This is a genomic window from Alloyangia mangrovi (assembly GCF_002300555.2).
Lineage (GTDB): Bacteria > Pseudomonadota > Alphaproteobacteria > Rhodobacterales > Rhodobacteraceae > Salipiger > Salipiger mangrovi.
Window position 1 is genome coordinate 71,239 of the sequence record NZ_NTHN02000007.1, and the last position, 26,913, is coordinate 98,151.

Here is a 26,913-nt window from a genome sequence, read left to right on the forward strand (position 1 = left end):
GGAGCGCCCGGGCTCACTAGGGTTGGTCGGGGCACGCGCCGTCCGCGACGCGTGCCTTCCGGTCAGGAGGTCGTCTGCATCTGTCGCGACTTCTTGCCCAGCAGCTCCTCGAAATAGGCGATGGTCCTGCCGATGCCCTCCGACAGCTCGATCGAGGGGTTCCAGCCGAGGTGCTCGCGCGCGAGGGTGATGTCGGGGCGGCGCTGCACCGGATCGTCGCTGGGAAGGTCGCGCGACACCAGCTTCGACTTCGAGCCGGTCTGTGCCACGATCATTTCCGCGAGCTGCTTCACGGTGCATTCCTGCGGGTTGCCGAGGTTCACCGGGCCGGTGAACCCTTCTTCGGTGGCCATCATGCGGATCATGCCGTCGATCAACTCATCCATGTAGCAGAACGAGCGGGTCTGGCTGCCGTCGCCGTAGATGGTGATATCCTCGTCGTAGAGCGCCTGCCGGATGAAGTTCGACACGACCCGCCCGTCCTGCGGGTGCATGCGCGGCCCATAGGTGTTGAAGATGCGCACCACCTTGATCGGCAGCCCGTGCTGGCGGTTGTAATCGAAGAACAGCGTCTCGGCGCAGCGCTTGCCCTCGTCGTAGCAGGAGCGCACGCCGATCGGGTTCACGTTGCCCCAGTAGCCTTCTGCCTGCGGGCTGACCAGCGCGTCACCGTATACCTCGGAGGTCGAGGCCTGCAGGATCGGGCATTTCAGCCGCCGCGCCAGCCCCAGCATGTTGATCGCACCGTGCACCGAGGTCTTGGTCGTCTGTACCGGGTCGTGCTGGTAGTGGATCGGCGAGGCCGGACAGGCGAGATTATAGATCTCGTCCACCTCGACATAGAGAGGGATGGTCACGTCATGGCGCAGGAACTCGAAACGCGGGTTGCCGAGCAAGTGCTCGATATTGCGTTTCGTGCCGGTGAAGAGGTTGTCGACGCACAGAACCTCTGCCCCGCTTTCCAGCAGCCGGTCGCACAGGTGCGAGCCCAGAAAACCCGCCCCGCCCGTGACGAGAATGCGCTTTCGGCTGTCGTAATTGCGCTTCAACATGGTGCTTCCTTTGCAAAAAATGAAATCAATTCAGTCACAACAAACACAATGCCCGGGGATCATGCCCCCGCGGCGGATTTGGGCCGCACCGGGTCCGGCATAGGCCAGCCCAGCTCGGCGAGGTCACGTCCGACAAGCTGCTGCAGCAGCAGCATGTCCTCGGCGTAGGTTGCCGCGATCTCCTCGGCGAGGTCGGTGGGGACCGGCACCTTGGCGAGCTTGGCGGTATTGAGCGCATCGACCTTTTTCAGCAGCCCCAGCGACTCGAGGCCGAGGGCGCGCTTGATCGGCCGCGACACGAGCTGGCGCGCGGGACCGGCCCGCGTCACCACGTAGCGCACCAGCTTCGAACGCGCCCGCTTGGCTTCGTTGATCGACGGGAAGTCCCGCCGCCCGTCGTCCTCGAGGCCGAGGAACTCCAGCGTGCGCCGGTAGATGCCGGGCGTATCCGCCCGCATGTCCTCCTGGAACAGCACCAGCACCCGCTCGCGCGGCACGCGGGCGTAGAGCCGCGACAGCATCTCGCCATAGGCAGCGGTGCGCTTGTAGAGCAGCGTCTTCGGGGCGCGGCAGCTGCGGGGGATGCTCTTGCCCGCGGCGCGCGCGTCCGAGAGGTCCCATGCCGTGCGGAAATCCTCTTCGCTCTCGTCGAGGGCATGGATCAGCTGCCGGTGCAGCGAGGCCAGCATCTTGACCGGATTGCGCAGCATGACGATGAACTTGGCATCCGGCCGCGCCTTGAGGATCTCGGTGATCGCGTTGTCCGAGTAGAGATACCAGACCGACCCTTCCATCATCACCTCGGCCTTCGGTCCCGGCGCAAAGATCGCGCGATAGGCGTCGAGATCGTCGCACAAGCACAGCCCGCGCAGGTCGCGCGAAAAGTAGTGCGGCTCCTTGGGGTTGCTGAAGCTCACCCCCGGATGCCCGGCAAGGTAGTGACCCAGCGCCGTCGTGCCGCATTTCGGCGCGCCGACCAGGTAGGCGGCGGGCGGAAAGAACTCCGCCCCGGAAACCGGTTCGGGATCGGACGGAAGGGAATGCGTCGACACGGGCAGCGTCTCCTACTGCGTCGCCGGTCGCCTCGGGCCACGGCACCGCAGGGGCGCCAGAACAAATTTCGGGATGATCGCACGGATCGGGGCCATCAATTGGCCGATTTGGGGGGCCGTCGGGGCGCCCGGGTCAGACGGTCACAGGATGACCGACAGAAAGAACCCGGCAAGAGCGCCCAAAAATGCAATCCCGATCCAGGCAACCGCCCCAAGGCTGAAACCAACGAAGAATGAAATAAGCCAAGCGTAAAAAAATTGCGGTTAGCGCACAAGAAATAATAAGTATCGCCTGCCGGACATGCTGGCGGTCTCGCCGCGGCGGCTTTTCAGCCTGCTTGTCCATGGGCGATGTTTGCGACCGGTCGGCAGACCCGCGACCGCGCGTAAGACGAAGCCTCCTTTCTAGAGCGTTGAGCGGCATCATCCAATCCTGACCAATCGGATGCGATCCGAGTGTTTTTCAGCCGGGCTGGCAGTGATGACCGACACGTGGTCCCCCTAAAAATCTGGGACAAATTCCAAAAAACAGGACCCGGACCAAAACCAGCGGCGGCCCCGTTGCGCGTTACTATACCATGACGATACGCAACCGCCGGAAGACGCGTCAAGGAATTATGCCCTGCGCGCCGGGGCCCACACCTAAGAGTGACCGTTCTGCCTGTCACCGCGGCACCCGCCGTGGTTGCAGGCTCGGCGCGGGAATATCCGCCCGCGCCCTGTGCCAGTCGCTACGGTGACCAGTCTCGGCGTAGATCGCCAGGAGCCGCTCGACCCAGGTCGTTACCCCGTAGCGCCCGAGCGCACGCTCACGGACCGCAAGGCCGGTGCGCTCGGCAAGACCCTCCGTCTCGATCATCTCGAGCACGCCACGCGCCAGCGCCTCGGGATCGCGCGGCCGCACGAGGATCGCACCCGTCCCTTCCAGGACCAGCGCGTTCTCACCCACATCGGTCACCACCGGCGGCAGGCCATTGGCCATGGCCTCGAGCAGCGAGACCGGCGCCCCTTCCCAATGCGACGAACTGACCAAGATGTCGCTGGCGGCCAACACCTCGGGGATGTCGCTGCGCATTCCCAGGAAGCGCAGCTCATCGCCCAGGCCGAGCTGCCCCGCCTGCGCCAGCAGCGCTTCGAAGCGAGGGGTGTCGCGGGCGTCACCGACGAGCAACAGAACCGCTTGCGGCGCCTGCGCGCGAATCGCGGCGAAGGCATCCAGAAGCACCTCATGCGCCTTCTGGCCGATGATGGCCCCGACGCAGACAAGGGCGACCTGATCGTGGCCGAGGCCGAGCTCGCGGCGGAGCCGCGCGCGCGCGCCAAAGGGGGCGACGACGTTTTCGGAAACCGCATTCGGCACGACCCGGCAGCCCGCCCGCCCGATCTCACCCGCCGCGGCCACGGCGACGGCCTCGCCCACCGCGATCTTGTTCACCCCGGGCAGACGCATCGCCATGCCCTGCAGAAGGCGGCGCCCGGGACGAATGCGCCGGACCGAGGGCTTCACGTTGTGGATGGTAGTGATGAAGGGGATCCCGAGCAGGCGCGAGGCATAGGCCCCCAGCGTGCTCGACGAGGCGAGATGCGCGTGCAGGTACTCGATCCGATAGGCACGCAGCGCCGCGACCAGCCGCCGGAAGCGCCCGAAGTCCGCAAGATTGCGCCCAGGCAGCAAGACAACCTCGGTGCCCGTCTCCCTCAGCCGCTGGAGGAAGGGCGTGTCCAGATCACTAAGCACGAACACCGTTAGGGTTATGTCCGCCCGCCCGCGCACCGCTTCGGCAAAGGTCAGCACGAGCCGTTCGGCGCCGCCGGTCAACAGGGTGTCGATCATATAGCCCAGGCGCAACGGCGCCGGGCCGTGCACGGCAAGCGCATGTCCTGGGAAATCTATCTTCGCAGCCTTCATGAGACAGTCCGCCTTGGATAAGGGAGGCAACGCGCGGCCGGATCCGGTCGCGCGCGTCTTGCTCAGCGCGCGAGATGCGCCGGACGATCGTCGCCGCGCGGCGATTGCTTCATCACCGTCACCCCGGGCGCATGCAGATCTTCGTCGCGCGCCTTCTTGGGCCGCGAGGCCAGCAGGAAGGCGATCATGTAGGCGGCAAAGGCAGCGATCCCCGCAACGATGATGGCAATGGCGAACTGCGCTTTCGGCGACAGGCTGACCGGGTTGATCGGAGGCGTGCCCTCTTCGATCACCCTGACGTTGTCGAAGCCCGAGACCTCGACCGCCCGCGCATCACGCAGCCGCAGGTCAAGCTCGGCGATCCGGTTGGTCTGCGCTTCCTGACGCGCCTGCAGAAGCCGCGCCTTCGGCATCACTTCGGACAGGCCGGTGATATGGGTCTGCGTCTCCTGGAGCTCCTGCTCGAGATAGCTGATCCGGCTCTGCGCCTCCTCGATCTCGGTCTCGGCCTCCAGCGCATCCGCCTCGAAGCCCAGCCGGTTCTCGAGAGACGCCTTGCGCTGCTGCAGCGAGATCATATTCAGCCGCGCCTCGCGCAACTCGGCATTGAGCGCCACTTCGTCGCGCACCGCGTTCTCGTATTCGATCTGCAGGCCGGTTGCATCGGGACCCCCGAGCAGATCAGTCAGCGCCGAGTCGATCTCGTCGGCCTCCTGCTGCGCTTTCTCGAGCCGCGCCGTGATCGTCGAAAGCTCTCGTTCGGTATACATGACCCGGCGGTGATCGAGGAAGGCCTCGACCAGTGCATTCACCAGTTCCGCCGCAATCACCGGGCTGCCGTGGAAGACCGAGACCTTCACCACGTAAGATCCGGTGATCAGTTCGATCATCGTGCTTTCATCAAGCCGAATCGTGGCCTCGACAAGCCCCTCCTCGGTGTCGGGCATATCGGGGTAGACCCGATTCAGACCGACCTTCTCGATCGCCTTGCGGACCAGCTTAGGGTTGTCGAGAAGCAGCATCTCGGCGTTCACGAAACCCTGGAAGTCGCCGGCGTTGGGTGCACGGATGTCGGTGAGGCTCGGGTCGGGCACATAAACATATTCACGCCCGAGCGCGAAGGACACCAGCGACCGAGCCTCGAACGTGGGGGTCGACTCCTTGATGGCGAAAAGCATGGGGGTGAGAGTTGCGCCGAACACGACAATAGCAAGAATGATGCGTTTCACGGTCAAACCAATCCATGGACACCATGCGGCGTCGGTAAAAAAGAAATAGAAATAGATCAAAAATGTAGTCTTCCGGGGAACGACTGTAACACTCGTGCCGCCCTGCGGCAATATTTCGAGCGGCTTGTGGCGGAGTTCACGGGCAAGTGAGCGCCCTTGGGATCCGAACGCGGCAATCTTGGGCAGCCGCCCGTCGAAAGCGGTTTAAAGCTTTGCCCTACGCCGGGATGCCCGTAGACTGACTTCGATTCTCACACCCGGCTAGCGCATTTTTCAGGCCGGATTTTTCTTTTTTTCTCCTCATGTTTTCGAGGATTTGCTGCATGGCATTCTCTCCCGGCAAGGCCACCTCCAAGAACCTGTTCTGGGCCTACCTCTCCTTCATCTCCACCAAGCTGCTGAACTTCGTCGCGGTCATTATCATCGCCCGCTACGTCGACCCGGGCGAATTCGGCCTGATGGCGATCTGCCTCGCGATCATGGGCTATTTCGAGATCATCTCGAAGTTCGGCCTCGGCGCGGCGCTGATCTCGGTCAAGGACCGGCAGGAAGAGACCGCCAACGCGGTCTTCTACTGCGCGATCTTCACCTCGAGCCTCATGGCCCTGCTGCTCTGGTGGGGGTCCGGAGCCATCGCCGGGCTCTTCGAATCGCCCGAGCTTCAGCCGCTGCTGGGCACCGTCTGCCTCGTGCTGGTGATCCGCGCCCTCGGCTCGGTGCATTACAGCCTGCTGTTCCGCGAACTCAACCTGCGCAAGAAGCTGGTGCCCGACGTGGCGCAGGGGCTGGCGAAGGGGCTGATCTCCATCGCCCTCGCGATCATGGGATACGGGGTCTGGTCGCTGGTGATCGGCTATGTCGCCGGATCGCTGGTCTCTACGTTGCTGCTGTTCTGGATCCGCCCCTGGAAGCCCAGCGCCCTGCCCGACTGGCCGACGGTGCGCTACGTGATGAGCTTCGGATCCTACCTGATCGGAGCCGAGACCATCAACGCCACGCCCCGCCTGCTCGACAACCTGCTGGTCGGCAAGTTCCTCGGTCCGGCGGCGCTGGGGATTTACGCCATCGCCTATCGAATTCCCGAGCTGGCGATCAAGAGCTTCACGTCGGTCGCGGGCACGGTGCTGCATCCCGTGATGTCAAAGATGCAGACCCACCCCGAGGATCTGGCGAAATACTACTATCAGGCGCTGCGTTACTGCGCGCTGCTTATGTTCGGCATCGGCGCCGCCATCGCCGTGCTCGCCGAGCCCACCGTGCATGTGCTCTACAACGAGAAATGGTACGACATGGTCGCGCCGATGCAATTCATCGCCGCCGCCCTCGCCGTCAGCACGCTCAACATGGTGCCCGGCGAGCTGCTCAAGGCGGTGAGCCGCACCGACCTGATGTTCCGCGCCGCGCTATTCAACCTGCCGATCTTCATCCTGTTGCTGGCCGGGGCGATTCCCTTCGGCATCACCGCCGTCGCTGCGGCGCAGCTGGCCATGGCCTTCATCCGCTTCATCCCGATCTACCTTGCCACCAAGCGGGTCATGAACGTGACCTTTGGCAAGATATTCGCCGCGCTGCGCCCTGCGCTGATCTGCTCCGGCAGCGCCTCGCTGGCGGCCTTCCTGGCGCTTCAGATGCACGCCGGCTCCGAGCTGCTGCGGCTGATGGCCGGGGCCGCGGCCTTTGCCGCGGTGTATCTCGTTGCCCTCCGGCTGTTACTACCCGGTGTCTTCGCCGCCGGGCATCGCTTCATCCTGAAGCGGAGGCGCGCATGACACCGCCGAGACATCCCCAGACCGCGGTGCAGGCCACCTCGGCCTTTGTCAGCTCCCGCCCCGGCCAAAGCCGGCGCGACCATACGGGCTGGGTGCCCCTGCACCACGCTGCGCGCGATATCCTCGGAAACGCCCGCGCGCTGCGCGGCGCGATCTCCCCGGCCCCTTCCGCAAGCCGGACCAGCGCACGGAGCCCAGAATGAGCGACGCCGCCCTCCCCCCCCCGCAAGGGCTTTGACTGGCGCGGCTCGCTGACCATCCTGATCTGCGGCTTCTTCGCCATGGCGGTCAGCTTCGTGCTTCTCGGCCGTGACACCCTGCTGATCGCCTTCCCCTTCGCCCTGCTAATCTTTGCCGTCGGCATCCGTTTCCCGATGATCGCGCTGGCGGGCCTGCTCGTCCTGATCATGAGCAATATGTCGGACAACCTCATCGAGTCCTTCGGAGCCCCCTCGCTGGCCAAGATCACCGCGCCGGGTCTCTTCGTGCTGCTGGCCGCGCGCTACGCGATCTACCGCGAGCCGCCCTATGTCCCGCGCATCGCGATCATCTTCCTGTCGATAATTTTCGCCATGAAGATGCTGAGCGCCACCTACGCCCTGCGATGGGAACTGAGCATCGCGCTGTCGATCGACTTCCTCAAGGAAGCCGCGGTGGCGATCCTGGCCCTTGCCTTCATGAACAACAAGCGCGGTTTCGAGACCGTGGCTCTGTCTGCGGTGCTGCCCATCGTGCTGATCTGCGGGCTTGGCCTCTACCAGCTTCTGGTCGACTATTCGCCCACCGGGTTTTTCGGCTTCTCGCGCTTCACGTACGGCTCCGGCCGCTTCTCGGGGATGTTGTTCGATCCCAACTTCTTCGGCGCGATCGTGGTCTTCGTCCTGCCGCTAGGACTGTTCCACCTGCTGAATGCGCGCGGCCCCACCAAGATGGCCCTCTGGACCCTGGCCTGCGGCATCCTGATCGCCGGCCTGCTCGCCACCCAGTCCCGCGGCGCGCTGATTGGGCTTGCTCTGGGTCTGGTCGTGCTGAGCACCAGCTTCACCCGCAAGCAGTTCATCGCCGCCGCCGCGATCGGCGGGCTGGTGGTGGTGATGGCCGGGGTCTTCGCCGGCGACCGCTTCATCGAGCGCTTTACCAGCATCTTCGACACCGCCGCCGCGGGCGCGGCGCAGGACACCAGCACCGAAGGCCGCCTCGCCAGCTGGACCGTGGCCTACAACCTCTTCAACGAGCATCCCTGGTTCGGGGTCGGGCTGGGCAACTTCAAGGTCCACTACCAGAACAATGCGCTCGAGGACGGGCTGATCTTCCGCGGCGAGGCCCGGGCGACGCACAGTCTCTACCTCGAGTTCCTCACCGAGCAGGGGCTGCTCGGCCTGTTGGTCTTCCTCGGCTTCGCCGCCTTCGGCACGGTGAGCTTCTTCCGGGGCGCCGCGCTCGCGCGGAGCGTCGGGGATGATTTGATGGCAAGGCGTCTGGTGGCCTTCTGCGCGGCTTTCGTCGGCTATCTGGCCGCCATGACTTTCCTTCAGGACGGCATCCCGCGATTCCTCTGGTACGTGGTCTCGCTCGCTGCCGAGTCCCATATGATCATACGCTGCATCTATGCCGATCACCCGGCCCTGCAGTTCAGAAGTCGCCGCGTGATCTAGCCCTATCCCATCGGGACTCGCTGACCGATTCTGCGCCACTGGGCCGGCTCGGACGCGGCCACCATCGAGGATGCCCGAAGTCAGGCGACCGGGGAAATGTTCACTTGCGGCCATTGTGGAGACATCGACGACCGGCCCGAATGCCGCGCCCGAAACGGCGGCAGATTCGCGTGCGCGCCCCGTCGGTGCAAAGGCCCGATCAGGCCGCGAGACCCCACAGGGGAAAGCGCCAAGTCGTTCACGTTTATGGGGAATTCGCCAGAGTGGTGAGCCGTGCAGGATTCGAACCTGCGACCCACTGATTAAAAGTCAGTTGCTCTACCAACTGAGCTAACGGCCCACTCTCTCGGGACTTTAACACAGTGGTGAGCCGTGCAGGATTCGAACCTGCGACCCACTGATTAAAAGTCAGTTGCTCTACCAACTGAGCTAACGGCCCACTGTGTGTGGGCGGCTTCTAGGAATTGTGGCGTGGGGGGTCAAGCGGAAAAATGACATTTCTTGCGAACTTGTGCCGCCCCCCCATCTCGGGCGCATGCACCAGAGGCAAGGCAGCCCCCCGCAACGCAGGCTGGAAACGCTCCGTCAAGAGGCGTATATGCCCGCGGATGAAACACGCGCGCACAAACACTCTGCCCTTCATGAAGATGCACGGGCTTGGAAACGACTTCGTCGTGCTGGACGCGCGTGCGCGCCCCGTTGCCATGACCCCTGCCCTTGCCATGGCCATCGCCGACCGTCACCGCGGCGTCGGCTTCGACCAGCTCGCGCTGATCGAGCAGGGCACGGGCGACGCGCATTTGACCTTCTACAACGCCGACGGCTCGACCGCGGGCGCCTGCGGCAACGCCACGCGCTGCATTGCGCGCTTCCTGATGGACGAGACCGGCAAATCCGAGCTGACACTCACCACCGAGCGCGGCACGCTCTTTGCCCGCGACGCAGGCGAGGGGCTGACCTCCGTCAACATGGGCCCGCCACAGCTTGAGTGGCACGAGATCCCCCTCGCCTCGGCGATGGACACGTTGGAGCTGCCGATCGAGGGCAAGCCCACCGCCACCGGCATGGGCAACCCGCATTGCACCTTCTTCGTCGAGGATACCGAGGCGGTCGACATCATGACTTTCGGACCGGCGCATGAGCATCACCCGCTCTACCCGCAGCGCACCAACGTGCAGGTCGCGAGCCTCATCGGCCCCGACCACCTGCGCATGCGCGTCTGGGAGCGCGGTGCGGGCCTCACGCTGGCCTCGGGCTCGTCCTCCTGCGCCACCGCCGTCGCCGCCGCCCGCCGCGGCCTGACCGGGCGCAAGGTGACCATCGAGCTCGACGGTGGCACGCTGCAGGTCGACTGGCGCGAGGATGGCGTCTGGATGACCGGCCCCACCGCCCATGTCTTCGACGGGCATTTCACCCACAACTGGCTGGAGATGGTCTCGTGACCGGCGCCCCCAAGTTCACCACACTCGGCTGCCGGCTCAACGCCTATGAGACCGAGGCGATGAAGGATCTCGCCGCGCAGGCCGGCATGGAAAACGCGGTGATCGTGAACACCTGCGCCGTGACTTCAGAGGCGGTGCGCAAGGCCAGGCAGGAGATCCGCCGGCTGCGCCGCGAAAACCCCGATGCCAAGGTCATCGTCACCGGCTGCGCCGCGCAGATCGACCCCGACAGCTTTGCCGCGATGACCGAGGTCGATGCCGTCATCGGCAATACCGAGAAGATGGCCCCCGAGACATGGTCGCGCCTGTCGAATGGTTTCATCGGCGAGACCGAGCGCGTCATGGTCAACGACATCATGTCGGTGACCGAGACCGCCGGCCACCTGATCGACGGCTTCGGCACCCGCAGCCGCGCCTACGTGCAGGTGCAGAACGGCTGCGATCACCGCTGCACCTTCTGCATCATCCCCTACGGCCGCGGCAACTCGCGCTCGGTCCCCGCCGGTGTGGTCGTGGACCAGATCAAGCGGCTGGTGCAGCAGGGCTACAACGAGGTGGTGCTGACCGGGGTGGACCTTACCTCCTGGGGCGCCGACCTGCCGGGCACACCACGGCTCGGCGATCTGGTGATGCGGATCCTCAAGCTGATCCCCGACCTGCCGCGCCTGCGCATCTCGTCGATCGATTCCATCGAGGCCGACGAGAACCTGATGCAGGCCATCGCCACCGAGCCGCGCCTGATGCCGCACCTGCACCTGTCGCTGCAGCATGGCGACGATCTGATCCTCAAGCGGATGAAGCGCCGCCACCTGCGCGACGATGCCATCCGCTTCTGCGAGGAGGCGCGCAGGCTGCGCCCCGAGATGACCTTCGGCGCCGACATCATCGCCGGCTTCCCGACCGAGACCGAAGAGCATTTCGAGAACTCGCTGAAGCTGGTCGAGGAGTGCGATCTGACCTGGCTGCACGTCTTCCCCTACTCGTCGCGCCCCGGCACCCCCGCCGCGCGCATCCCGAGCAAGGTGAATGGCAACGTGATCAAGGAGCGCGCCGCCCGCCTGCGCGCTGCCGGGGACGCCGCCGTCGCGCGTCACCTCGCCGCCCAGCCCGGGCGCACCCATCACATCCTGATGGAAAGCCCCGAGATGGGCCGTACCGAGCAGTTCACCGAGGTGCTCTTCGACAGGCCGCAGACCGAAGGTGCCATCGTCACCGCGACGATCACCGGCATCCGCGGCACGCAGCTGACGGCGGTCTGAACCGGTGCACCCGAACCCGATCTTTCGCCGCACCATCGAGGCCGAGAGCCTTGCGCAGGTGCGGGCGCGCAGTTTCGGTACGCTGGCGGTCAGCACCAAGGGCGCGCCGCTGCTGTCGCACGTGCCCTTCCTGCTGTCCGAGGATGCCTCCTACGCAGATCTGCATCTCGTGCGCTCCAACCCGATCTGCCGCGCCGCCCGCGAGGCCTGCCGGCCCGGCTGGCGGTGACCGGCCCCGACGGCTACATCTCGCCCGACTGGTATGGAGACCCCGGCCAGGTGCCGACCTGGAACTACGTCGCCGTCCATCTCATCGGCCGTCTCGAGTCGCTGCCGCAGGACCAGATCGACGCGCTGCTCGCTGCGCAGAGCGCCGCCTTCGAAGGCCGACTCGCGCCCAAGCCCCCCTGGACCATGGACAAGATGGACCCGGAGATCCGCGCCAGGCTGCAGCGCATGATCCTGCCCTTCCGCCTACACATCGACGAGATCGACAGCACCTGGAAGCTCTCGCAGAACAAGACCGATCAGATGCGCCGCGCCGCCGCCGATGCGCTTGAATCCGGCTTCGGACAGGACCTCGGCGCGCTGGCCACGCTCATGCAGGAACCCCCGCCCGACGAGGCGTGACGATTGCAAGGCGCGCGCAGATCGGTCATGTCAGGCGGCATGACCCTGAAAACCCGCGCTCTCATCGTTCACCTGCTGACCGCCACCGGCGCGGTCTTCGCCATGCTCGCCATGCTCGCCGCCGCGCAGGAGCAATGGTCGATCATGTTCCTCTGGCTGGTCGTGGCCTTCTTCGTCGACGGCGTCGACGGTCCGCTGGCCCGCAAGTACGACGTGAAGTCGAACGCGCCGCGCTTCGACGGCGTGCTGCTCGACCTGATCATCGACTACCTGACCTACGTCTTCATCCCGGCTTTCGCGCTCTTCCATTCGGGATTGCTGCCCGGCTGGACCGGCTGGATCGCGATCATCATCATCACCTTCGCCTCGGCGATGTATTTCGCCGACAGCCGCATGAAGACCAGCGACAACTCGTTCCACGGCTTCCCCGGCTGCTGGAACATGCTGGTGCTGGTTCTCTTCGCGCTGCAGCCGAACTTCTGGGTGATCCTCGCGCTGGTGAGCCTGCTCGCCGTGGCGATGTTCCTGCCGCTGAAGTTCATCCACCCGGTGCGCACCGAACGCTGGCGGCCGATGTCGCTGCCCATCGCCCTCGCCTGGACCTTCTTCGCCGGCTGGGCCGCCTGGGTCGATTTCCACCCTCAGAGCTGGGCGCACTGGGGTCTCATCATCACCTCGGTCTACCTGCTCTTCGCCGGCATCGCCCAGCAGCTTTTCCCCAAGGCCGCCCTCGAGCGCGCCTGAGCCTTCTTCTAGGCGCAAATATCCTCGGGGGTGAGGCGCGCAGCGCCGAGGGGGCGGAAAGCCCCCTCCTTCGCCCTCAGGCCTTGAGCCGCCAGCCAGTGCGGAACAGCCCCCAGGCCATCAGCGAGACCAGCAGCGTCGCGAAGATCGCCACCGCTGCGCCGAGCAGCGGGCTGGCATCCGACACCCCCAGCACGCCGTAACGCGCCCCGTCGATCAGGTAGAAGACCGGGTTGAAATGGGTGATCTCGTAGAGCCCTCGCGGCAGCGCCTCGACCGAGTAGAATGTGCCCGACAGGAAGGCGAGCGGCGTCACGATGAAGTTGGTGATCGCCGCCATCTGGTCGAACTTGTTGGCAAAAAGCCCTGCGACGATGCCTACCGCCGACAGGAAGGCCCCGCCCAGGAGGACGAAGCCCAGCACGATCAGCGGATGCGCCGGCACGAGGCCCGTGGTCGCCCAGAGCCCGGCAAGGATCGCGCAGGCCACCACCAGCCCGCGCGCGACACCGCCGGCGAGATAGCCGATCACCAGCTCGAAGGGCGCGAGCGGCGGCATCAAGGTGTCGACGATATTGCCCTGCACCTTCGAGATCACGATCGACGAGGAGGTATTGGCAAAGGCGTTCTGGATCACCGTCATCATCAGGATGCCCGGCGCGATGAACCTCGTGAAGGGCACCCCCATCACCTCGCCACGGCTCGGGCCTATCGCGATGGTGAAGATCACCAGGAACAGACCCGCGGTGACCAGCGGTGCCAGAAGGGTCTGGGTCCAGACCGCGAGAAAGCGCTGGGTTTCCCGGCGGCAGAGCGTGGCGAGTCCGAGCCAGTTCACGGCGCCGAACCGGCGCGCTCCGGGCTCATGGCGGGGTTGGCTGTCCATAAGGTCTCCTTTCCGTCTGGGTCCGGCTTGTAACTCGGCGGTTGATGACTACAATAGGCCCCCTGATGGAATTTTCAGGCGGCCCCGGATCACGGGCCGCTTTTTCTCAAGCAAGGATCGGACATGTCCTGGACGGATGAGCGCGTCGAGCTTCTCAAGAAGATGTGGGCCGAGGGCCAGTCGGCCAGCCAGATCGCCAAGGAACTTGGCGGCGTCACCCGCAATGCGGTGATTGGCAAGGTGCACCGGCTCGGCCTGTCGAACCGCACCGCCCCCGCGGGCGGCGCGGCCCCTGCCGCACCGGCGGCCCCGGTCAAGGAAGCCAAGCCCGCCGCGAAAGAGACCAAGGCCAAGCCCGCACCCAAGGCAGACCCGGCCCCGGCAGCCGAGCCCGCGCGCGAGACCGCCACGGCGGTCGAGACACGCCCGGCTCCGCTTGGACCGTCGCGCAAGCCGATCGTGCCTGCGGGCCAGCCGCTGCCGCCGCAGCCCTCGGCCAACGAGATCAGCCCCGAGGCGCTGGCCAAGGTCAACGAGATCGAGAAGAAGGCGAAGAAGCTTTCGCTGATGGATCTCACCGAACGGACCTGCAAGTGGCCCGTCGGCGACCCGGCAACCGACGACTTCTGGTTCTGCGGCCTGCCGGTGCAGCAGGGCAAGCCCTACTGCGAGGCGCATGTGGGCGTGGCCTTCCAGCCGATGTCCTCGCGCCGCGATCGGCGTCGCTGAGCCGCCCCGCAAGATCATCAACCGCCCGAGCCCTCCCGGCCCGGGCGGTTTTTCTTTGGCCGAACCCCGCCCTCCCCTCCGCCCGGCCGATTTTCGCCGGAAACGCGGGGGGTTGCGCAACTTCCTCGCGGGCTCCAGCGTTGTGCAAGACGCAAGAGTGAGCCGTGATGACAGATTTTTTTCTCGCTGGTCGCCGACCATGATGCCCTGATCGCCCTGGGACTGATTGTCTGTCTCTTCATCGTCTTCATGCTCGAACTCTATCCGCCCGAGGTGCCCGCCGCCGGGCTCGCCGCGCTCTTTGTGAGCCTTGGCTACGTCGCGCCGGACCAGCTCCTGTCGGTCTTCTCCAACCCCGCGCCGCTGACCATCGCGGCAATGTTCGTTCTCTCGGGCGCGCTGGTCCGCACCGGGGTGCTGGAAGCGATCTCGGACCTGGTGATCAGCCAGGCGCAGGAACGCCCCGGCCTGGCGCTGGGGGTGATCCTGAGCGTCACCCTGCTGGCCTCGGGCTTCGTCAACAACACGCCGGTGGTGCTGGTGCTGATCCCCGTGGTGATCCGCCTTGCCGCCGCGCTCGGCAAGGCGCCGACCCGGCTGCTGATTCCGCTGAGCTACGTGGCGATCCTGGGAGGCACTTGCACGCTGATCGGCACCTCGACCAACCTGCTGGTCGACGGCGTCGCGCGTGGTCAGGGGCTCGCGCCGTTCGGTATCTTTGAGATTACCCCGGTGGGCCTTATGGTGGCCCTGGCCGGAGGTGCGACCCTCGCCTTGCTCGGCCCCTTGCTGCTTCCGGACCGCGAGGCGAGCGATCCGGAGCAGATGCTCGGCGAGACCACTTTCCTGTCGGAGGCGGCGCTGTCGGATGACACCTACGCGGGCAAGCCGCTTTCGGAAATCGCACCGCTTGCGCGTGGCGGCGTGCGGGTGACAGGTCTCCGGCGCAAGGGCAGCGCCCTGCCCGCCCCGCTCGAAGAGCAGGTGCTGGAAAAGGGCGACACGGTGATCCTGCGCGCACCCACCTCCGAGCTGCTGACACTGCACGACGATCCTGGGCTGAAGATCGGCCTGCGCCGGGGCGAGCCGCCCGAGGGCGAGCTGGTCACGGTCGAGGTGGTGGTCTCGCCGCGCAAGTCCACGCTCGGGCGCAGCCTGCGCAGCATGTCGCTCGGCCGCCGCTTCGGCGTTCGGGTGCTGGGGGCGCATCGCCATGAGCACAACCCCGGCCCCGACCTCGGCTCGGTGCAGCTGCGCCCCGCCGACAAGCTGCTGCTCGAGGGCCCCGCCACCGCTTTCCAGACGCTGGAGGACGAGGCGCAGCTTGTCTCGGTCAGCCGCCCCACCGGTCGCGCCTTCCGCCGCGGCCGCGCGCCTCTGGTGCTGGCGGCGCTTGCCGCCGTCGTCGCCCTCGCCGCTTTCGGGCTGATGGACATCGCGACGCTCTCGATCATCGCCGTCGCGGCGATCCTCCTGCTGCGCTGCATCGACGCCGACGAGGCCTGGGGCGCGGTCGACGGCTCGGTGCTCGTCCTGATTTTCGCCATGCTGGTGGTCGGCCTCGGGCTGCAGAACACCGGCGCGGTGGACCTCCTGGTGAGCTGGCTGTCTCCGCCGATCTCTGGACTGCCGCCCTTCTTCGCGCTGCTGGCGGTCTACCTGCTGGCCTCGCTGCTCACCGAGACGGTCACCAACAATGCCGTCGCCGTGGTCTTCACACCGATTGCCATCGGCCTCGCCGAGAGCACCGGGCTCGATCCGCGCGCCCTGACGATGGCGGTGATGTTCGGCGCCTCGGCCAGCTTTGCCACGCCGATCGGCTACCAGACGAACACGCTGGTCTACGGGGCCGGGAACTACCGATTCTCCGACTTCCTGAAGATCGGTCTGGCGATGAACCTCGTCGCCGCGCTGGCTGCCTGCAGCGGGATCCTCTGGCTGTTTGGCTGAGCGGGTCAGGGGGCGATGCCCCCTCGGCGCTGCGCGCCTCACCCCCTGCGTATTTGAAAAAAGAAGAAGTTTCGGACGGCAATCGCGGCTTCTTCTCTTTCAAAATACGCCTGCCGCGACCTCTTCGGAAGCACGGCGGCGCGGATTGACGCGCCGCGCGCGACCACCCTTTTCGCAGGCCGAGAGAGCGCGTATATGCCGCCCATGCAGAATCCGCCCGATCTTCGCCCCGACCTTGCCCGCGCCCGCGTCACGGAAACCCGCCGCGACGGCCAGCCGACCATCGGCATGGTCTCGCTTGGCTGCCCCAAGGCGCTGGTCGACAGCGAGCGCATCCTCACCCGGCTGCGCGCCGAGGGCTACGGCATCTCGGCCGATTATGCCGGCGCCGATGCGGTGATCGTCAACACCTGCGGCTTTCTCGACAGCGCCAAGGCGGAAAGCCTCGAGGCGATCGGCGAGGCGCTGAAGGAGAACGGCCGGGTCATCGTCACCGGCTGCCTCGGCGCCGAGCCCGAGTATATCACCGGCGTGCATCCCAAGGTGCTGGCCGTTACGGGCCCGCATCAATACGAGCAGGTGCTCGACGCGGTGCATGGCGCCGTACCGCCGGTCCCCGATCCCTTTGTCGACCTGCTGCCCGCCTCGGGCGTGAAACTCACGCCGCGCCACTACAGCTACCTCAAGATCTCCGAGGGCTGTAACCACAAGTGCAAGTTCTGCATCATCCCCGACATGCGCGGTCTGCTCACCTCGCGGCCGCAGCGCGCGGTGTTGCGCGAGGCGGAAAAGCTGGTCGAGGCCGGGGTGAAGGAGCTGCTGGTGATCTCGCAGGACACCTCGGCCTATGGCACCGACTGGAAGGACCGGGACGAGAAATTCCCGATCCTCTCGCTCGCCCGTGAGTTGGGCCAGTTCGGCGCCTGGGTGCGGATGCATTACGTCTACCCCTACCCGCACGTGCGCGAGCTGATTCCCGCGATGGCCGAGGGGCTGGTGCTGCCCTATCTCGACATCCCCTTCCAGCACGCCCACCCCGAGACGCTGAAGCGCATGGCACGCCCCGCCGCCGCCGCGCGCACGCTCGACGAGATCGCCGCCTGGCGTTCGGACTGCCCCGACATCACCCTGCGCTCGACCTTCATCGTCGGCTACCCGGGCGAGACCGAGGACGAGTTCCAGACGCTGCTCGACTGGATGGACGAGGCGCAGCTCGACCGGGTCGGCTGCTTCAAGTACGAGAATGTCGAAGGCGCGCGCTCCAACGCGCTGCCGGACCATGTGCCGGAAGAGGTCAAGCAGGACCGCTGGGAGCGCTTCATGGAGAAGGCTCAGGCGATCTCGGAAGCCAAGCTTGAGGCCAAGGTCGGCCAGACGATGCAGGTGCTGGTGGATGAGGTCGACGAGGATGCCGCCACCTGCCGCACCAAGGCCGATGCGCCGGAGATCGACGGCAACCTCTTCATCGACGAGGGCTTCGAGCAGCTCAAGCCGGGCGACATGGTCACCGTCGAGGTCGACGAGGCCGGCGAATACGACCTCTGGGGCCGGCTGGTCTGAGGCTCAGGCCGCGCCTTCGGGCGCGGCGATCTTCTTGCCGAGGTACTTCTTGCGCGGCGGCGCCGGCAGGTCGACGATCGCCGCCTCGCCCTGCGCGAGGAAGGCAAAGGCCAGCTGGCAGTCGATGCCGCAGGCAAGGATGTCGTCGTACCAGCGCTCGTTCAGCGCCGCGATCCGCGGATCCGCCATGTCGCGCAGGATGAAGTTGGTGGTGAACAGCCGGTCTGTCTCCAGCGTCTTGCCTGCCTCCATCTGCGCCAGCGTGTAGCGCAACATCTGGTGCGCCTGCTCGCGGTAGCGGTCCTGGAACAGCGAGTCGGTGAACTCCCAGAGGATATTGCCCTCGATATGCGGGCTCAGCCGCAGTGCCATGGCGCCGCCCGCCTCGACCAGCCGGTCGCGGATGCCCTCGAGATCGCCGTGCGGAATGCGCCGCTTGTCGTCCATGTAGGTAAGGAAGCGGTGCCGCGTGAGATCGGGGAAGAGATGCGGAAGCGCCTTGGCCACCTTGGCCTGATGCGCGCTCAGCACCGGGTTCTTCGACACCGGCAGGTCGAGGAAGATCGGCTTCCAGCCCAGCCCCTCGACGATCTCCAGCGCGCTGCGGTTGTTCGACACGAAGTAATGCGGCCAGTTCTTGGGCCGGTTGTTCTTGTCGTAGGTGAAGCTGCCGAGCGGCCCGCAATAGGTCGAGTAGACCGCCATCTCGCTCGTCTCGCCCGCATGCACCGGCGCGCTGCCGATCAGCGGCAGCAGTGCCTCGCGCTGCAGCGGCGCCCGGTCGAACTCGTTGGAGATGCCGCTGCTGTCATGCTCGATGCGGCGCACCGTCTTGCGCAGCGACCGCGTCATCCGGCGGTACTTGATGATGGCGCGCAATTTCATCAGGGCGAGGGACAAGGCTGATCTCCATTCTTCGCGGCCGGGGATGCGCCGCTTGCGCAAGGCCGGTGCGCGGGCTAAGCCGGATGCGTTTCCTTTTGACCAAGTTGCGCAGGCGGCGCAACAGGGCGGACGTCAGGACGACGAGGCAGGCATGATACCAAGGCGCATTTCGATGTTCTGGGCGCAGGGCGAGGCCGCCGCTCCCGACCTGGTGAAGCGCTGCTGGGACGCCTGGGCGCGTCTCAACCCCGGCTGGTCGCTGGAGATCGCCGACGAGAGCCAGGCTTCGGCGGCTTTCCGCGATCTGGGTCTCACGCATGTCCCCGCCACCCTGCAGGGCCGCGGCGACATTTTCCGAGTGCACGACCTTGACCAGCACGGCGGCGTCTACGTCGATTGCGGCACCATCCCCTGCGCGCCGCTCGACGACTGGCTCGAGCCGCTGACCCGCACGGGCTTCTTCGCCTTCCACGACCCCTACCGCCGCCGCCCGGTGGAGAACTGGTTTCTCGTCTCCGAACCCGGCCACGCGATCACCCAAGGCTGGCTGGAGGCGATGCGCGGCTACTGGGACCGCCCCCGCCGCGCGCAGAGCGCAAGGCGCGAGCTCGACCGTGGCGGCAAGGGCGCGCTGGCATGCAAACTCGCCGGTCTGAGCAGCGCCGACACACGCAAGCGGGTGATTGAGCCGAAGAACCGCATGTGGTCGGTGCAGCCCGGCGGTGGGGCCGAGCGCCCGGTCCACCCCTACTTTTGGCCGCACTACCTGTTCGACCTGCAGCTCCACCGCAGCGAGCCCTTCCGCACCGCCTGGGCCGAGGTGCCCAAACGCCCTTCCTACCGCCACCTCATGGTGCGGCACTGGAAACGCGACTACGCCCACATGACCGACCGGGAGCTGCTCAGCCTGCTCGATGCGCCGATGCAGAAGCTGTCGCTGAAAAGCGTGCCCTCCGAGAAGCACCTCGACTTGATCTTCGGTCAGGCGGAGCGGGCGGCCCCCTGAGCCTTGCTCAGCCTTCCGGGCTGGTGCAAGAGACGGCCATGGCCAAGCTGCATTTCCACTACTCCACCATGAACGCCGGAAAATCGACCCTGCTCCTGCAGGCGGCGCACAACTACCGCGAACGGGGCATGGAGGTCTTCCTGCTGACCGCCCGGCTCGACACGCGCGCCGGGCACGGGCGCATCGGCTCGCGCATCGGGCTCGGACAGGAAGCCGAGACCTTCGGCGGCGAGGATGACCTGTTCGCGGTGATCGCCGCGGCGCACCGCAAGACATCGCTGGCCTGCGTGTTCATCGACGAGGCGCAGTTCCTCACCGAGGAACAGGTCTGGCAGCTTGCACGGGTGGTGGACGATCTGGGTCTGCCGGTCATGGCCTACGGGCTGCGGGTGGATTTCCGCGGCCAGCTCTTCCCCGGCTCGGCGGCGCTGCTGGCGCTGGCGGATTCGCTGCGCGAGGTGCGCACCATCTGCCATTGCGGGCGCAAGGCGACCATGGTGATCCGGCAGGACGAGACCGGGAAGGCGCTCAGCGACGGCGCGCAGGTGCAGATCGGCGGCAACGAGACCTATGTCTCGCTCTGCCGCAAGCATTGGCGCGCAGCGATGGGCGACACCTCCGCAAGCGCCTGACCCGGACGGCTTGCGCCCGGGTCCGCTGGTCTCAGACCGGGTTCGGCACCGGCTCCCCGGCAAAGAAGGCGCGCAGGTTGGCCACGGCCATGCGCCCCATGTCCTCGCGCACTTCCAGCGCCGCGGTGCCGAGGTGCGGCAGCAGCACCACGTTGTCGAGATCGCGCAGCGCCTCGGGCACCCGCGGTTCGAACTCGTAAACGTCGAGCCCCGCCCCGGCGATCCGCTTCTCCTGCAGCGCCGCGATCAGCGCCGCCTCATCGACCACGTCACCGCGAGAGATGTTGATGAAATGCGCATGCGGGCGCATCGCCGCCAGCACGCTGTCGTTCACCGTGTGATGCGTCTGCGCGCCGCCCGGCAGGGCGGTGACGAGGATGTCGACGTTGGCCGCCAGTTCCTCGGGCGTGTCGTAGCGCGTCGCCGGATGGTCGAGTGATTTCTCGGAGCGGCTCATGTAGGCCACCTCCATGCCGAAGCCGTAGTGACAGCGCCGGGCGATAGCCTGGCCGATGCGACCCATGCCGAGGATGCCGACGGTCTTGCCGGTTACGTGCAGGCCGAGCATCTGTACCGGGTGCCAGCCCTGCCAGCTTCCCATGCGCACCAGCCGCTCGCCCTCTCCCGCGCGGCGGCAGGACATCAGGATCAGCGTCATGGCAATGTCGGCGGTGGCATCGGTGACGGCGCCGGGTGTATTGGTCACGGTGACCCCGGCGTGTTTCGCCACCTCGACGTCGATGTGGTTGAAGCCCACCCCGAAGTTGGCGAGGATCCTCGCGCGCGGCACCCCGGCGGCGGCGAAGACCTCGGCGGTGTACTGGTCGCCCAGCGTCATCAGAACGCCGTCATAATCCGACAGCGAGGCCAGCATCTCGTCGCGGCTCATCGGGTCGGGCCGGTCGCGGTAGGTCACGTCGAACTCGGCGCGGGCCTCGGCGACGACGCTCTCGGGCAGGTTTCGGGCGATCAGGATCTTGGTCAATGCAGGCGTCCTCCCGGCGGTACGGTCTTGTCGGGGGTCGCGAGCACGATCGCCCCGGTCTCGTCGGAGAAACCTAGAACAAGAACCTCGGACATGAAGGGGCCAATCTGCCGCGGCGGGAAATTAACCACCGCCATCACCGATTTGCCGACCAGCTCCTCGGACGTGTAGTGCACGGTGATCTGCGCCGAGCTCTTTTTCTCGCCGACCTCCGGGCCGAAATCGATCCAGAGCTTGATGGCGGGCTTGCGGGCCTCGGGAAAGGGCTCCGCGCGGGTCACCCGACCCACGCGGATGTCGACCTTGAGGAAGTCGTCATAGCTGATCTCACCCATTGGCCAGCTCTTCCGAGCGACGAACGGCGGCAGCAACCGTGGCGCGGATCAGTGGCGGCAGGCCCTTGTCCTCGTCCATCAGCACCTCGAGACCCGCCTGCGTCGTGCCGTTGGGCGAGGTGACGTTCTTGCGCAACTGCGCCGGGTCCTCGGCGGCCTGCATCGCCAGCGCGCCAGCGCCCGCGACGGTGGCCTTGGCAAGCTGCATGGCGAGCTCGGGCGCCAGCCCCTCGGCTTCGCCGGCCTTGGCGAGGCATTCGATCATGTGGAAGACGTACGCCGGGCCCGAGCCGCTGACGCCGGTCACCGCGTCCATCTGGCCCTCGCCCTCGAGCCGCACGACCTCGCCCACCGCCGAGAGCAGCTCCTCGGCCATGGCCACATCCGTGGCACTCGCATTAGCGTTACCGGCGATGGCGGTGATGCCCTGCCCGACGGCAGCAGGGGTGTTGGGCATGGCGCGGATGATCGGGGTCTTATCGCCGAGCATCCGCTCGTAGGTGGCGATGGTCACGCCCGCCGCCACCGACAGGAAGACAGTGTCGGCGTTGCCGTAGCTTGCCAGCACCGGCAGCGCATCGGCCATCATCTGCGGCTTCACCGCGATGAGCACGATCGCCGGGCTCTCGGGCAGGACCTCGTTCAGATGCACGCCCTGCGCCTGCAGCCATTCCGAAGGGTGGGGGTCGTTGACCCAGACCGACGCAGGCGGCAACCCCCGCCCCAGCCATCCTTCCAGCATGGCCGATCCCATCTTCCCGCATCCCAGCAGCACCAAACCGCGCTGCGCCAGCTCACCGTCCTTCATGGCGATCCCTCCTGTCGACGTCGCGGCAGTGATACGCGGGCAAACCAGATCGCGCAACGGTCCGCGCCAAAAGGCGGAAAAGCGGGATGCATCTTTGCCCGACGAAGGAAAATCGCCCGCGGACCACGGCTGTTGCAGGCCATGCCAGAGGTCGCGGCCCGGCCAGAGCCGGGCAGCCTTGTCGCCTGGGGCACGGGCGCAAACCCAGGCAGGGTCAGGCGATGATATCGGGGGTCAGCCGGTCCTCGATCATCGCGATCTTGTCCTTGAGGAAGAGCTTCTTCTTCTTCAGCCGTTGCAAGGTCAGCTGGTCGGCGGTGCCGCGCTCCTGCAGCGCAAGGATGGCCTCGTCGAGATCGCGGTGCTCGCGCCGGAAGACTTCCAGCTCCACCCGCAACACCTCTTCCGTCTTCATCGAGATGTCTTGCGGCGCATTCATGAGGGTCTGTCCTTCGACGTCACGGGAAACATTAGACTACCAAGTCTTGCCGCGCCCGCAAAGCCCTTGCACTGCCCGGCGGCCCTTCCCATATTCCCTGATGTCGGGTTGCCGCTAACGGGGCCCGGCGGACGGTCGCTTCCCTGTCAAGGACATGTCATGAGCAAACTGACCCTGGGTTCCTATCCGCATATGCTCGGCTTCGAGCAGCTCGAGCGCCTGCTCGAGCGCACGGCCAAGTCGAGCGAGGGATACCCCCCCCTTCAACATCGAACAGACGTCGGATCACTCCTACCGGATCACGCTCGCCGTGGCCGGATTCTCGGAGGCCGATCTCGCCATCACCGTCGAGGACCGCCAGCTGGTGATCCGCGGACGGCAGCGCGACGACGGGTCCGATCGGATCTTCCTGCACCGCGGCATCGCGGCGCGGCAGTTCCAGCGTAGCTTCGTGCTGGCCGATGGGGTCGAGGTGGGGGAAGCGGTCATGGAAAACGGTCTGCTGCATGTGGATCTGACCATGTCCCGTCCCGAGACGGTGGTGCAGACCATCAACATCAGAAAGGGTTGAGCCATGAACACGAAATACGACTTTTCCGAGTTCGACGCCGAGCGCATCGTCTACGTCCGCTCCGTCGAAGTGAGTGACCTGCCCGAGGACGTGCAGAGCCAAGTCGGTGACCAGACCCGCCTCTATGCGGTGCACCGTGCCGACGGCGAGCGGCTGGCGCTGGTTCGCGACCGCGGCCTCGCCTTTGCGCTGGCCCGGCAGAACGACCTCGCACCCGTCACCGTCCACTAAGGGCTCGCCCGGAGATCTCCCAATGACCACGTTGCCGCTCGACTGGGCCGACGCCTTCACCGACGTGCCCTTCGGCGGCAACGGCTGTGCCGTCCTGCACGGCGGCGCTTCGCTGGACGACGAGACCTGCAAGGCGGTGGTGCGGGAGACCTCGCTGGTCGAATGCACCTTCACCGGTCCCTCCGAGGTGGCCGACGTGCGGGTGCGCTACTTCCTCGCGAGCGGCGAGATTCCCTTTGCTGGCCATCCCACAATCGCCACGGTCGCGGCGCTGCTCCACCGCGGGCTGGTCAGCGGCGACAGCATCACGCTCGAGACGCAGGCCGGGCTCGTTCCCATCGAGATCGACCGCAGCGTGACCCCACCGCGCATTGTGATGACCCAGAAGGCACCCGCCTTCGGCCCCAGCCCCGACAAGGCGGTGGTGGCAGACGCCGTCTCGCTCTCCCCCTCCGACATTCTCGGCCAGCCGCAGGTGGTCTCCACCGGCCTGCCCTTCTGCATCGCCGTGCTGAAGGACCGTGCCGCGCTGGAGCGGGCCAGCCTCGATCTCGACGCGCTGTCCCGCCTCGCCGAGGCCTCGGGCAAGCGTCTCGACCTCGCTGAGCCCTTTCTCGTCACCCTGTCCGGCGCGACCGAGGCGGGCGACACCTTCGCGCGGCTCATGCTTGCCCCGCCCAGCCCGGCCGAGGATCCCTTTACCGGCTCGGCCACCGGCGCCATGGCGGCCTATCTCTGGTCGAAGGGGCTGATCGACAGCCCCGTCTTCATCGCCGAGCAGGGCCACGGCATGGGCCGCCCCGGACAGGCGCAGGTCGAGGTACTCGGCCCGCCCGGGGCGATCACCGGTGTGCGGGTGGGCGGTCAAGCCCATGTGCTTATCTCGGGCGAGATCCACCTCTGACCCGACACCCCTCCCCGCTCAGAAGCGGATGCTGTAGCGCGTGTTGAGCACCAGAGGCTGCACCGGGTCGAAGACCTGCGTGCCGATCAGGCTCAGGGTGAAGCTGCGCTTCTTGTGGCTCCAGCTCAGACCGGTCTTGAGGCTGGGGGCATGGGTCTCGCCGGAATTGCCCGCATCGACCCAGCTGCCATAGCTGTAGCCCAGCTCGAAATAGGGGCGGAAGTTGCGCTCGAGCCGCAGCGTCGCGCGGGTGCGCAGCGAGGCCGAGAGCTTGCCCACCTGCCAGGTGGAGAGGTCCCCGATGCCGCTGCTGGTCTGCTGCGACAACGACAGGCCCGCCGCCCCCGAAAGGTCCATGCGCCGCAACTCGTAGCTGCCATTGGCATTGAGCCCCGCCGCGGTGCGCCAGGCGCTTCGCGGCGAGTTTCCGAGGCGGTAGCCGGGCCGCGCCAGCGCAGCCCAGGCCTTGAGCCTGATATGGTCGGTCAGCGCGGTCTGCACGTAAGGCGCGAAGCTCAAGGTCTGGGTTCGGATGTCGCGCCCGGTGTCGAGATCGGCCACCCCGTACCCGGTGGCAAAGCCGAGCCGGGTGCCCGTTCCGACCGGCTTCTCGATCCCCAGCAGCATGTCGAATTTCCGGCCGAAGGTGCTGCCATGGTATTCGCGGGCCTCGAAGGCCCACCACATGCGCGGCGCAGACCCCGGTCCCGGCGTCGCGAGGAACAGCCCCTTGCTGTTGAGCCGCACCTTGTCATAACCGCTCAGGGCATGCCCCAGGACGCTGTCGAAGGCCCCGACCGAGGCGCTGAGCGTGGTCGAGACACTGCTGCGATAGGCCGTCCGCATCTGGTCCGCTGCCAGAGCCGGCACGGCAGGCAGAAGACAGGTCAGTAGCGCAAGCCTGCGCATCAGAGGTGCGGTCTTCATGGCGTCCTCCGGGGAAGAGGTCAGGGCGACATGGGGCCGGGCGAAGTTTCTGCATCCGTGCGCCGCGATGCGGCGCCGGGGCGAGGTCTTTGGGTCGTGTGATTTGTCCCAGTCATATGCGGCGCGGATTTGGCATCAAACCCCCCGGTGCCGCGAATGCGCTCAATTTCGCGCGAGAGACGCAGCGTCGCGCCGAGTCTAGGCGGAAAACCCCGCTTGCCGCGCCCGGCACAAGAAAGCGCGACGCCGGGTCCCGACGTCGCGCGTCTCTCACATCCTGCCTCTAGGGCTCAGGAGGCCTGTTCGACCGGCGCACCGTAGCCAAGCGGCTCGGAGGTGTCCTTGCCCGAGTCGAGCCCCTGCTCCGCCAGCCAGCGCTCGGCTTCCAGCGCTGCCATGCAGCCCATGCCCGCCGATGTCACCGCCTGGCGGTACTTGTGGTCGGTCAGGTCGCCCGCGGCAAAGACGCCGGGAATCGAGGTCTCGGTGGTGCCGGGCTTGGTCACCACGTAGCCGCCCATGTGGGTCTCGAGCTGGTCCTTCACCAGCTCCGACGCCGGGGCGTGGCCGATGGCGATGAAGACACCCTTGGCGGGGATCTCGGTGATATCGCCGGTGGTCACGTGCTTGACCTTCACGCCGGTCACGCCCTTGGGCATGTCCTCGCCGACCACTTCCTCGAGCTGGTGGTGCCAGAGGGTCTCGATCTTGGGGTGGTTGAACAGGCGTTCCTGCAGGATCTTCTCGGCGCGCAGCTCGTCGCGGCGGTGAACCAGCGTGACCTTGGAGGCGAAGTTGGTGAGGAACAGCGCCTCTTCCACGGCGGTGTTGCCGCCGCCGATCACAACGATCTCCTGGCCGCGATAGAAGAAGCCGTCACAGGTGGCGCAGGCCGAGACGCCGAAGCCCTTGAATTCGTCCTCGGTCGGCAGGCCCAGCCACTTCGCCCGCGCGCCGGTGGCGAGCACTACCGCGTCGGCGGTGTAGGTGATGCCGCTGTCGCCCTTGGCGACGAAGGGACGCTGGCCGAGGTCGAGGTCGGTGATGATGTCGCCGATGATCTCGCAGCCCATGGCGCGGGCATGCGCCTCCATCTTCACCATAAGGTCAGGGCCTTGAATCTCGGTCTCGCCGGGCCAGTTCTCGACCTCGGTGGTGGTGGTCAGCTGGCCGCCCGGCTCGAGGCCCTGCACCAGCAGCGGGGAGAGCATGGCGCGCGAAGCGTAGACGCCCGCGGTGTAGCCGGCCGGGCCGGAGCCGATGATCAGGAGCCGTGTGTGGCGGGTGTCGGACATATCGTGCCTCTCGCGAGCTATGGCATTCG

26 protein-coding genes, 2 tRNA genes and 1 pseudogene are annotated in these 26,913 nt (G+C 66.5%); 15 read left to right on the forward strand and 14 right to left on the reverse strand.

What is annotated here, in order from left to right; translation table 11 throughout:
* Positions 1-62: 62 nt before the first annotated feature.
* The 4 genes from CLG85_RS05730 to CLG85_RS05745 all read right to left on the reverse strand — a co-directional run bounded on the left by CLG85_RS05730 (position 63) and on the right by CLG85_RS05745 (position 5,242).
* Positions 63-1,052: a UDP-glucuronic acid decarboxylase family protein gene (locus tag CLG85_RS05730; RefSeq protein WP_217989737.1), complete on the reverse strand. Its 990-nt coding sequence runs from the start codon at positions 1,050-1,052 to the stop codon at positions 63-65.
* Positions 1,053-1,111: 59 nt separating this feature from the next.
* Positions 1,112-2,104: a sulfotransferase family protein gene (locus CLG85_RS05735; RefSeq protein WP_176476553.1), complete on the reverse strand. Its 993-nt coding sequence runs from the start codon at positions 2,102-2,104 to the stop codon at positions 1,112-1,114.
* Between the two features lie 664 nt (positions 2,105-2,768).
* Positions 2,769-4,013: a glycosyltransferase gene (locus CLG85_RS05740; protein WP_095881811.1), complete on the reverse strand. Its 1,245-nt coding sequence runs from the start codon at positions 4,011-4,013 to the stop codon at positions 2,769-2,771.
* A 62-nt stretch (positions 4,014-4,075) separates the two neighbouring features.
* Complete coding sequence (locus CLG85_RS05745; protein ID WP_141244507.1) at positions 4,076-5,242, reverse strand: GumC domain-containing protein; 1,167 nt, start codon at positions 5,240-5,242, stop codon at positions 4,076-4,078.
* A gap of 323 nt (positions 5,243-5,565) precedes the next feature.
* On the opposite strand from CLG85_RS05745, the gene CLG85_RS05750 reads away from it, so the two are divergent.
* Together CLG85_RS05750 and CLG85_RS05755 are read left to right on the forward strand one after the other, a co-directional pair.
* Positions 5,566-7,011 carry a lipopolysaccharide biosynthesis protein gene (locus CLG85_RS05750; RefSeq protein ID WP_176476554.1) on the forward strand — a complete coding sequence of 482 codons (1,446 nt, stop codon included), beginning with the start codon at positions 5,566-5,568 and terminating at the stop codon, positions 7,009-7,011.
* A gap of 281 nt (positions 7,012-7,292) precedes the next feature.
* The gene (locus tag CLG85_RS05755) at positions 7,293-8,666 is read left to right on the forward strand and encodes an O-antigen ligase family protein (protein WP_260348558.1); all 1,374 of its coding nucleotides are present in this window, start codon (positions 7,293-7,295) and stop codon (positions 8,664-8,666) included.
* A 264-nt stretch (positions 8,667-8,930) separates the two neighbouring features.
* Here the strand turns inward: CLG85_RS05755 and CLG85_RS05760 are convergent.
* Both CLG85_RS05760 and CLG85_RS05765 read right to left on the reverse strand, forming a co-directional pair.
* Positions 8,931-9,006: transfer RNA gene (locus CLG85_RS05760), tRNA-Lys, on the reverse strand.
* A 23-nt stretch (positions 9,007-9,029) separates the two neighbouring features.
* A tRNA-Lys gene (locus CLG85_RS05765) sits at positions 9,030-9,105 on the reverse strand.
* Positions 9,106-9,274: 169 nt separating this feature from the next.
* Here CLG85_RS05765 and dapF point away from each other — a divergent pair.
* Genes dapF through CLG85_RS05785 form a run of 5 tightly spaced genes read left to right on the forward strand, consistent with a single transcriptional unit; the run spans position 9,275 to position 12,741 of the window.
* Positions 9,275-10,108 carry a diaminopimelate epimerase gene (gene dapF, locus CLG85_RS05770; protein WP_095883768.1) on the forward strand — a complete coding sequence of 278 codons (834 nt, stop codon included), beginning with the start codon at positions 9,275-9,277 and terminating at the stop codon, positions 10,106-10,108.
* Complete coding sequence (gene mtaB, locus CLG85_RS05775) at positions 10,105-11,367, forward strand: tRNA (N(6)-L-threonylcarbamoyladenosine(37)-C(2))-methylthiotransferase MtaB (protein WP_260348559.1); 1,263 nt, start codon at positions 10,105-10,107, stop codon at positions 11,365-11,367. Before dapF ends, mtaB begins: the two co-directional genes overlap by 4 nt.
* Before the next feature lie 4 nt (positions 11,368-11,371).
* Positions 11,372-11,596 carry an FMN-binding negative transcriptional regulator gene (locus CLG85_RS27325; protein WP_311734961.1) on the forward strand — a complete coding sequence of 75 codons (225 nt, stop codon included), beginning with the start codon at positions 11,372-11,374 and terminating at the stop codon, positions 11,594-11,596.
* The gene (locus CLG85_RS27330) at positions 11,593-11,997 is read left to right on the forward strand and encodes an FMN-binding negative transcriptional regulator (protein ID WP_311734962.1); all 405 of its coding nucleotides are present in this window, start codon (positions 11,593-11,595) and stop codon (positions 11,995-11,997) included. Before CLG85_RS27325 ends, CLG85_RS27330 begins: the two co-directional genes overlap by 4 nt.
* Positions 11,998-12,036: 39 nt before the next feature.
* Positions 12,037-12,741 carry a CDP-alcohol phosphatidyltransferase family protein gene (locus CLG85_RS05785; protein WP_095882873.1) on the forward strand — a complete coding sequence of 235 codons (705 nt, stop codon included), beginning with the start codon at positions 12,037-12,039 and terminating at the stop codon, positions 12,739-12,741.
* Between the two features lie 76 nt (positions 12,742-12,817).
* Here CLG85_RS05785 and CLG85_RS05790 read toward each other — a convergent pair whose 3' ends face one another.
* Positions 12,818-13,627 carry an ABC transporter permease gene (locus CLG85_RS05790; protein WP_095882874.1) on the reverse strand — a complete coding sequence of 270 codons (810 nt, stop codon included), beginning with the start codon at positions 13,625-13,627 and terminating at the stop codon, positions 12,818-12,820.
* A 123-nt stretch (positions 13,628-13,750) separates the two neighbouring features.
* Here CLG85_RS05790 and CLG85_RS05795 point away from each other — a divergent pair, with 123 nt between their 5' ends.
* The 3 genes from CLG85_RS05795 to rimO all read left to right on the forward strand — a co-directional run bounded on the left by CLG85_RS05795 (position 13,751) and on the right by rimO (position 17,866).
* Entirely contained in the window at positions 13,751-14,356 is a 606-nt protein-coding gene (locus CLG85_RS05795) for a GcrA family cell cycle regulator (RefSeq protein ID WP_224847458.1), read from the forward strand.
* A 249-nt stretch (positions 14,357-14,605) separates the two neighbouring features.
* Positions 14,606-16,306: an SLC13 family permease gene (locus CLG85_RS05800; RefSeq protein WP_260348561.1), complete on the forward strand. Its 1,701-nt coding sequence runs from the start codon at positions 14,606-14,608 to the stop codon at positions 16,304-16,306.
* 195 nt (positions 16,307-16,501) lie between these two features.
* A complete protein-coding gene (gene rimO / locus CLG85_RS05805) occupies positions 16,502-17,866 on the forward strand; it encodes a 30S ribosomal protein S12 methylthiotransferase RimO (RefSeq protein ID WP_095881135.1) in 1,365 nt (454 codons plus the stop codon).
* A 3-nt stretch (positions 17,867-17,869) separates the two neighbouring features.
* Here rimO and CLG85_RS05810 read toward each other — a convergent pair whose 3' ends face one another.
* Positions 17,870-18,766 (reverse strand): hypothetical protein, encoded by an 897-nt coding sequence (locus CLG85_RS05810; protein WP_176476494.1) that lies wholly within the window; start codon positions 18,764-18,766, stop codon positions 17,870-17,872.
* 136 nt (positions 18,767-18,902) lie between these two features.
* Between CLG85_RS05810 and CLG85_RS05815 the strand changes: the two genes are divergently transcribed.
* Both CLG85_RS05815 and CLG85_RS05820 read left to right on the forward strand, forming a co-directional pair.
* A complete protein-coding gene (locus CLG85_RS05815; protein WP_224847462.1) occupies positions 18,903-19,757 on the forward strand; it encodes a glycosyltransferase family 32 protein in 855 nt (284 codons plus the stop codon).
* Between the two features lie 38 nt (positions 19,758-19,795).
* Positions 19,796-20,389, forward strand: coding sequence for a thymidine kinase (locus CLG85_RS05820; RefSeq protein WP_095881138.1), 594 nt, complete (start codon positions 19,796-19,798; stop codon positions 20,387-20,389).
* A gap of 31 nt (positions 20,390-20,420) precedes the next feature.
* On the opposite strand, the gene CLG85_RS05825 is transcribed toward CLG85_RS05820, so the two are convergent.
* From CLG85_RS05825 to CLG85_RS05840, 4 genes are all read right to left on the reverse strand, one after another.
* Complete coding sequence (locus CLG85_RS05825) at positions 20,421-21,374, reverse strand: 2-hydroxyacid dehydrogenase (RefSeq protein ID WP_095881139.1); 954 nt, start codon at positions 21,372-21,374, stop codon at positions 20,421-20,423.
* On the reverse strand, positions 21,371-21,709 hold the full coding sequence (locus CLG85_RS05830) for a tRNA-binding protein (protein WP_095881140.1): 339 nt from the start codon (positions 21,707-21,709) through the stop codon (positions 21,371-21,373). The genes CLG85_RS05825 and CLG85_RS05830 overlap by 4 nt, the downstream gene beginning before the upstream one ends.
* The gene (gene proC, locus CLG85_RS05835; protein ID WP_095881141.1) at positions 21,702-22,517 is read right to left on the reverse strand and encodes a pyrroline-5-carboxylate reductase; all 816 of its coding nucleotides are present in this window, start codon (positions 22,515-22,517) and stop codon (positions 21,702-21,704) included. The genes CLG85_RS05830 and proC overlap by 8 nt, the downstream gene beginning before the upstream one ends.
* Before the next feature lie 214 nt (positions 22,518-22,731).
* Positions 22,732-22,956, reverse strand: a complete 225-nt coding sequence (locus tag CLG85_RS05840; RefSeq protein WP_092423670.1) for a YdcH family protein — start codon at positions 22,954-22,956, stop codon at positions 22,732-22,734.
* Between the two features lie 159 nt (positions 22,957-23,115).
* Here CLG85_RS05840 and CLG85_RS05845 point away from each other — a divergent pair.
* The 3 genes and pseudogenes from CLG85_RS05845 (at position 23,116) to CLG85_RS05855 (ending at position 24,662) form a co-directional block, all read left to right on the forward strand.
* Positions 23,116-23,527, forward strand: a pseudogene (locus CLG85_RS05845) (Hsp20 family protein).
* A 3-nt stretch (positions 23,528-23,530) separates the two neighbouring features.
* The gene (locus tag CLG85_RS05850) at positions 23,531-23,758 is read left to right on the forward strand and encodes a DUF1150 family protein (protein WP_095881142.1); all 228 of its coding nucleotides are present in this window, start codon (positions 23,531-23,533) and stop codon (positions 23,756-23,758) included.
* A 22-nt stretch (positions 23,759-23,780) separates the two neighbouring features.
* Positions 23,781-24,662 (forward strand): PhzF family protein, encoded by an 882-nt coding sequence (locus CLG85_RS05855; protein ID WP_095881143.1) that lies wholly within the window; start codon positions 23,781-23,783, stop codon positions 24,660-24,662.
* Between the two features lie 18 nt (positions 24,663-24,680).
* On the opposite strand, the gene CLG85_RS05860 is transcribed toward CLG85_RS05855, so the two are convergent.
* Positions 24,681-25,589 (reverse strand): autotransporter domain-containing protein, encoded by a 909-nt coding sequence (locus tag CLG85_RS05860; RefSeq protein ID WP_095881144.1) that lies wholly within the window; start codon positions 25,587-25,589, stop codon positions 24,681-24,683.
* Between the two features lie 290 nt (positions 25,590-25,879).
* Complete coding sequence (gene trxB, locus CLG85_RS05865; protein ID WP_095881145.1) at positions 25,880-26,884, reverse strand: thioredoxin-disulfide reductase; 1,005 nt, start codon at positions 26,882-26,884, stop codon at positions 25,880-25,882.
* Positions 26,885-26,913 lie beyond the last annotated feature (29 nt).

Coding starts and splice junctions, on each gene's coding strand:
- CLG85_RS05730 (WP_217989737.1), bottom strand. CDS start 1,052: ATGTTGAAGCGCAATTACGACAGCCGAAAGCGCATTCTCGTCACGGGC.
- CLG85_RS05740 (WP_095881811.1), bottom strand. CDS start 4,013: ATGAAGGCTGCGAAGATAGATTTCCCAGGACATGCGCTTGCCGTGCAC.
- CLG85_RS05750 (WP_176476554.1), top strand. CDS start 5,566: ATGGCATTCTCTCCCGGCAAGGCCACCTCCAAGAACCTGTTCTGGGCC.
- CLG85_RS05755 (WP_260348558.1), top strand. CDS start 7,293: ATGGCGGTCAGCTTCGTGCTTCTCGGCCGTGACACCCTGCTGATCGCC.
- dapF (WP_095883768.1), top strand. CDS start 9,275: ATGAAACACGCGCGCACAAACACTCTGCCCTTCATGAAGATGCACGGG.
- CLG85_RS05785 (WP_095882873.1), top strand. CDS start 12,037: ATGACCCTGAAAACCCGCGCTCTCATCGTTCACCTGCTGACCGCCACC.
- CLG85_RS05790 (WP_095882874.1), bottom strand. CDS start 13,627: ATGGACAGCCAACCCCGCCATGAGCCCGGAGCGCGCCGGTTCGGCGCC.
- CLG85_RS05795 (WP_224847458.1), top strand. CDS start 13,751: ATGTCCTGGACGGATGAGCGCGTCGAGCTTCTCAAGAAGATGTGGGCC.
- CLG85_RS05800 (WP_260348561.1), top strand. CDS start 14,606: ATGCTCGAACTCTATCCGCCCGAGGTGCCCGCCGCCGGGCTCGCCGCG.
- rimO (WP_095881135.1), top strand. CDS start 16,502: ATGCCGCCCATGCAGAATCCGCCCGATCTTCGCCCCGACCTTGCCCGC.
- CLG85_RS05815 (WP_224847462.1), top strand. CDS start 18,903: ATGATACCAAGGCGCATTTCGATGTTCTGGGCGCAGGGCGAGGCCGCC.
- CLG85_RS05820 (WP_095881138.1), top strand. CDS start 19,796: ATGGCCAAGCTGCATTTCCACTACTCCACCATGAACGCCGGAAAATCG.
- CLG85_RS05830 (WP_095881140.1), bottom strand. CDS start 21,709: ATGGGTGAGATCAGCTATGACGACTTCCTCAAGGTCGACATCCGCGTG.
- proC (WP_095881141.1), bottom strand. CDS start 22,517: ATGAAGGACGGTGAGCTGGCGCAGCGCGGTTTGGTGCTGCTGGGATGC.
- CLG85_RS05840 (WP_092423670.1), bottom strand. CDS start 22,956: ATGAATGCGCCGCAAGACATCTCGATGAAGACGGAAGAGGTGTTGCGG.
- CLG85_RS05850 (WP_095881142.1), top strand. CDS start 23,531: ATGAACACGAAATACGACTTTTCCGAGTTCGACGCCGAGCGCATCGTC.
- CLG85_RS05855 (WP_095881143.1), top strand. CDS start 23,781: ATGACCACGTTGCCGCTCGACTGGGCCGACGCCTTCACCGACGTGCCC.
- CLG85_RS05860 (WP_095881144.1), bottom strand. CDS start 25,589: ATGAAGACCGCACCTCTGATGCGCAGGCTTGCGCTACTGACCTGTCTT.
- trxB (WP_095881145.1), bottom strand. CDS start 26,884: ATGTCCGACACCCGCCACACACGGCTCCTGATCATCGGCTCCGGCCCG.